Source organism: Pantoea sp. UBA5923, from assembly GCF_002431095.1.
In the GTDB taxonomy this organism is placed as follows: domain Bacteria; phylum Pseudomonadota; class Gammaproteobacteria; order Enterobacterales; family Enterobacteriaceae; genus Pantoea; species Pantoea piersonii.
In genome coordinates this window covers 2194-5840 of the sequence record NZ_DJDN01000041.1, presented here as the reverse complement: position 1 = coordinate 5840, position 3647 = coordinate 2194, and the positions used below count along the sequence as shown (strand labels likewise).

The following is a 3647-nucleotide window of genomic DNA, read 5'->3' as shown; positions in this document are numbered from 1 at the left end:
CTGAGCGACACCCAGCTGCTGACGCTGATGGGCGAGCTGGAAGGGCGGATTTCCGGCAGCGTGCACTATGACAACGTGGCGCCATGCTTCCTCGGCGGCATTCAACTGATGCTGGAAGAGAATGGCATCATCAGCCAGTCTGTGCCGGGATTCGACGACTGGCTGTGGGTAATGGCCTATCCGGGCATTAAGGTCTCTACCGCCGAAGCGCGCGCGATTCTGCCCGCGCAGTATCGCAAAGAGGATGTGATTAAACATGGCCGCCTGCTGGCCGGCTTTATTCATGCCTGCCATAGCGGTCAGCCGCTGCTGGCCGCTAAACTGATGCAGGATGTGATCGCCGAACCTTACCGCACGAAGCTGCTGCCGGGCTTTGCCGAGGCGCGGCTGGCGGCCGCCGACATCGGCGCGCTGGCCTGCGGCATCTCCGGTTCCGGCCCCACGCTTTTCGCCGTTTGCAATCAGATGGAAACGGCGCAGCGGATGGCAGACTGGCTGCGCCAGCACTATCTGCAGAATGATGAAGGCTTCGTCCATATTTGCCGTCTTGATACGGCTGGCGCACGTAAACTGGGATAACGCATGAAACTCTATAACCTTAAGGATCATAACGAGCAGGTGAGCTTTTCGCAGGCGGTAAAACAGGGCCTGGGCTCGCAGCAGGGGCTGTTCTTCCCGCTTGAACTGCCGGAATTCGAGCTGACCGATATCGACGCGATGCTGGAAATGGATTTTGTCAGCCGCAGCAGCAAAATTCTCTCCGCCTACATCGGCGACGAAATCGCGCCGCATCAGCTGGCCGAACGCGTAAAAACCGCTTTTGCCTTTCCCGCGCCGGTAGCGAAGGTCAGCGAAGATATCTCCTGCCTTGAGCTGTTCCACGGCCCGACGCTGGCGTTTAAAGATTTCGGCGGCCGCTTTATGGCGCAGATGCTCTCTTACGTATCAGGCGCGGACGAGCAGATCACCATCCTGACCGCGACCTCCGGCGACACCGGCGCGGCAGTGGCGCACGCCTTTTACGGTATGGAAAACGTGCGCGTAGTGATCCTCTACCCGCAGGGCAAAATCAGCCCGCTGCAGGAAAAACTGTTCTGCACGCTGGGCGGCAATATCGAAACTATCGCCATTGACGGTGATTTCGACGCCTGCCAGGCGCTGGTTAAGCAGGCGTTCGACGATGAAGAGCTGAAAAAAGCGATTGGCCTGAACTCCGCCAACTCCATTAACATCAGCCGCCTGCTGGCGCAGATTTGCTACTACTTCGAAGCGGTCGCGCAGCTGCCGCAGGAGAAACGCAACCAGCTGGTGGTGTCGGTGCCGAGCGGCAACTTCGGCGATCTTACCGCAGGCCTGCTGGCGAAATCGCTGGGTCTGCCGATTAAGCGCTTTATCGCCGCCACGAACGCTAACGACACCGTACCGCGCTTTCTGCAGGGCGGTAGCTGGACGCCAAACGCGACGGTCGCCACCCTGTCGAACGCCATGGATGTCAGCCAGCCGAATAACTGGCCGCGCGTGGAGGAGCTGTTCCGCCGTAAGACCTGGCGTCTGACCGATCTCGCCTACGGCGCGGTAAGCGACGAAACGACCGAAGCGACGATGCGTGAACTGGCGGAGATTGGCTATATCTCCGAGCCGCATGCGGCTATCGCCTATCGCCTGCTGCGCGATCAGCTACAGGAAGGGGAGTTTGGTCTGTTCCTCGGTACGGCGCATCCGGCGAAATTTAAGGAGAGCGTAGAGGCGATTCTGGGTCAGGCACTGCCGCTGCCGAAAGAGCTGGCGGATCGCGCCGGGCTGCCGCTGCTGTCGCACAGTATGCAGGCTGATTTCGCGCCGCTGCGGGCGTTCCTTCTGAAGGCGTAACGGCTGACGGCGCGCCTGCTGTTAAGCGCGCTGGTTTACCCGGCTTTTGCGGGCATAAACCGGCGCGCTGCATTCCTGCTTAGTTATAAACAAGGTTAAAGGTCGCGCTGCTGTTGGCTTTTCCTGCCTTGATCCGCTCACTCGTCTGAATATATTGCGCGCTGAACGCCAGCGACTGAACCTGATTTGGCTTATTGAGAGTGGCTAACACCGGCAACTCTTCGGTCGGCGTATTTAACGGTACGCGCAGGCCTGCCGCAACCTGCATGCCTGAGCCGTAGAAAAGCGCGATGCCGACGCCCGATGCGGCATCGGTTTGAGGCGTCAGCGCCAGCGCATCTTTGTCTCCCGCTGCAGCCATGCCGAAGAAACCGACCCTTACTGCGGCGTTGTTTTCGCATTTGACATGAATCTGAAAGCGCTTTTCGCTGCCCGCTTTACTGCCCACGCCGTGAAAGTCGCTTTTGTTCACCTTGCCCATATCTACCCGGATAGTTGACTGACTGGAGATCACCGCGCAGCTCCCGTATTTCACGGTGAAGCTCGATAACCTGATATCTGGCTTTTCGGCAACCTGCTGGCTGCTGGCGGCGCTCTCGCCAACCTGTAAGTCGGCGGTGCCGATATGCGCTTCACCGACGGTAGCGGGCTGATTGCCCGGATTGAGCGGGGAGCTGCGCGAAGGGATCTTATAAAACACCACATAGGACTGCATGGTCAGGGCGTTAGCCAGGCCAATCTGCGAGCTGGTCATGGAATTGCAGATGGAGCTGCGTTTGCCTTTTGCCGTCGTATCGTAAAAGGCGCCGCCGCAGTAGGAAGGCTCTTTAAAGCCAATGGCAAAACCGATGCCTTCAACGCCTGGAACGCGATAAATCGGCGTGCTGTGGCCGCCTGCGAGGGTCGTCTGTAAACCGCTCTCTTCCGCATCTATCGCATACCCTATATCCACATAATTCAGGCCAGCGTCACCGTTGTTTCTGTCGCAGTTAAAGGCATTATTGTTATTCAACGGCATCTGCGTGGAAATGGGCGTGCCGTCAGTCGCGCCTGGCAGATAATTGACATCATGCGTCTGGATCACTATCTGGTTAACGCCGTGACACTTCTCCTGAGCGAAAGCATGGATGCTGAACAGCGCGGCTAAAGCCAGCAGCAGCGTTCTGACGGAAAATGATAAGTTCATAAGCGATCCCTGTAATTTACTGGCAGATAACGGAGATAAATTTTATCGGGCTGGCTGAGATACCCTGCGCCAGCTGGAAAGGTGCCCGGCAGCTTTTGGCTATGCCATCTTCCCGCCAGGCGACATTAATCGTCCCCTTTTCAGGTACGCCGCTCAGATAGAGCTGCCCGTTTTCGGCAATAATGCCGCTGGAGGCGCTCTTTTTTCCCCGATCCGGCAACTCCACCTTTGCCGCGGCACCAAAAGGCGGCGTCGCGCCTTGATACGCCAGCGTAAAAAGCACCCGATTCCCGATATGGGTAGCGTAATCAATCATCACTACCGCGCCGCTGGTGGGGATGGCGGTTTGTCCCGCCAGCTCAACGTCGACGTTATCTGGCAGCGTATCCGCTGCCAGCTCAATGCTGTTTTTGTGATAGGGCGTAAGCGAGGGAATGACCGCATAGCCGCGTCGATCGGTGCTGACGTCGCTGCCGCTCTGTATAGTCACATCGCTGGCACCAGGCACCCGGACAATACCAAAGGTATCGCCCAGTGGCTGGCTCAGAGTGATACCGTGAGCGTGCGCGACGATGCCGCCAGCCAGGGCGTA

4 protein-coding genes are annotated in these 3647 nt (G+C 58.2%); 2 read left to right on the top strand and 2 right to left on the bottom strand.

The genetic code is table 11. The annotated features are described in order from the left end of the window. Positions 1 to 579 (top strand): homoserine kinase (gene thrB, locus B3797_RS10320; protein WP_311791030.1); only part of this gene is annotated, 579 nt, incomplete at its 5' end. A gap of 3 nt (positions 580 to 582) precedes the next feature. After that, on the top strand, positions 583 to 1869 hold the full coding sequence (gene thrC / locus B3797_RS10315) for a threonine synthase (protein ID WP_311783135.1): 1287 nt from the start codon (positions 583 to 585) through the stop codon (positions 1867 to 1869). 79 nt (positions 1870 to 1948) lie between these two features. Here the strand turns inward: thrC and B3797_RS10310 are convergent, their stop codons facing one another. Then, a complete protein-coding gene (locus B3797_RS10310) occupies positions 1949 to 3055 on the bottom strand; it encodes a fimbrial protein (RefSeq protein ID WP_311791029.1) in 1107 nt (368 codons plus the stop codon). 16 nt (positions 3056 to 3071) lie between these two features. Then, positions 3072 to 3647: fimbria/pilus outer membrane usher protein (locus tag B3797_RS10305; RefSeq protein ID WP_311791028.1), on the bottom strand; the 576-nt coding region annotated here is incomplete at its 5' end.

Bases quoted from the DNA above. Each gene is read 5' to 3' on its own strand.
- thrC (WP_311783135.1), top strand. From the start codon at position 583: ATGAAACTCTATAACCTTAAGGATCATAACGAGCAGGTGAGCTTTTCG.
- B3797_RS10310 (WP_311791029.1), bottom strand. From the start codon at position 3,055: ATGAACTTATCATTTTCCGTCAGAACGCTGCTGCTGGCTTTAGCCGCG.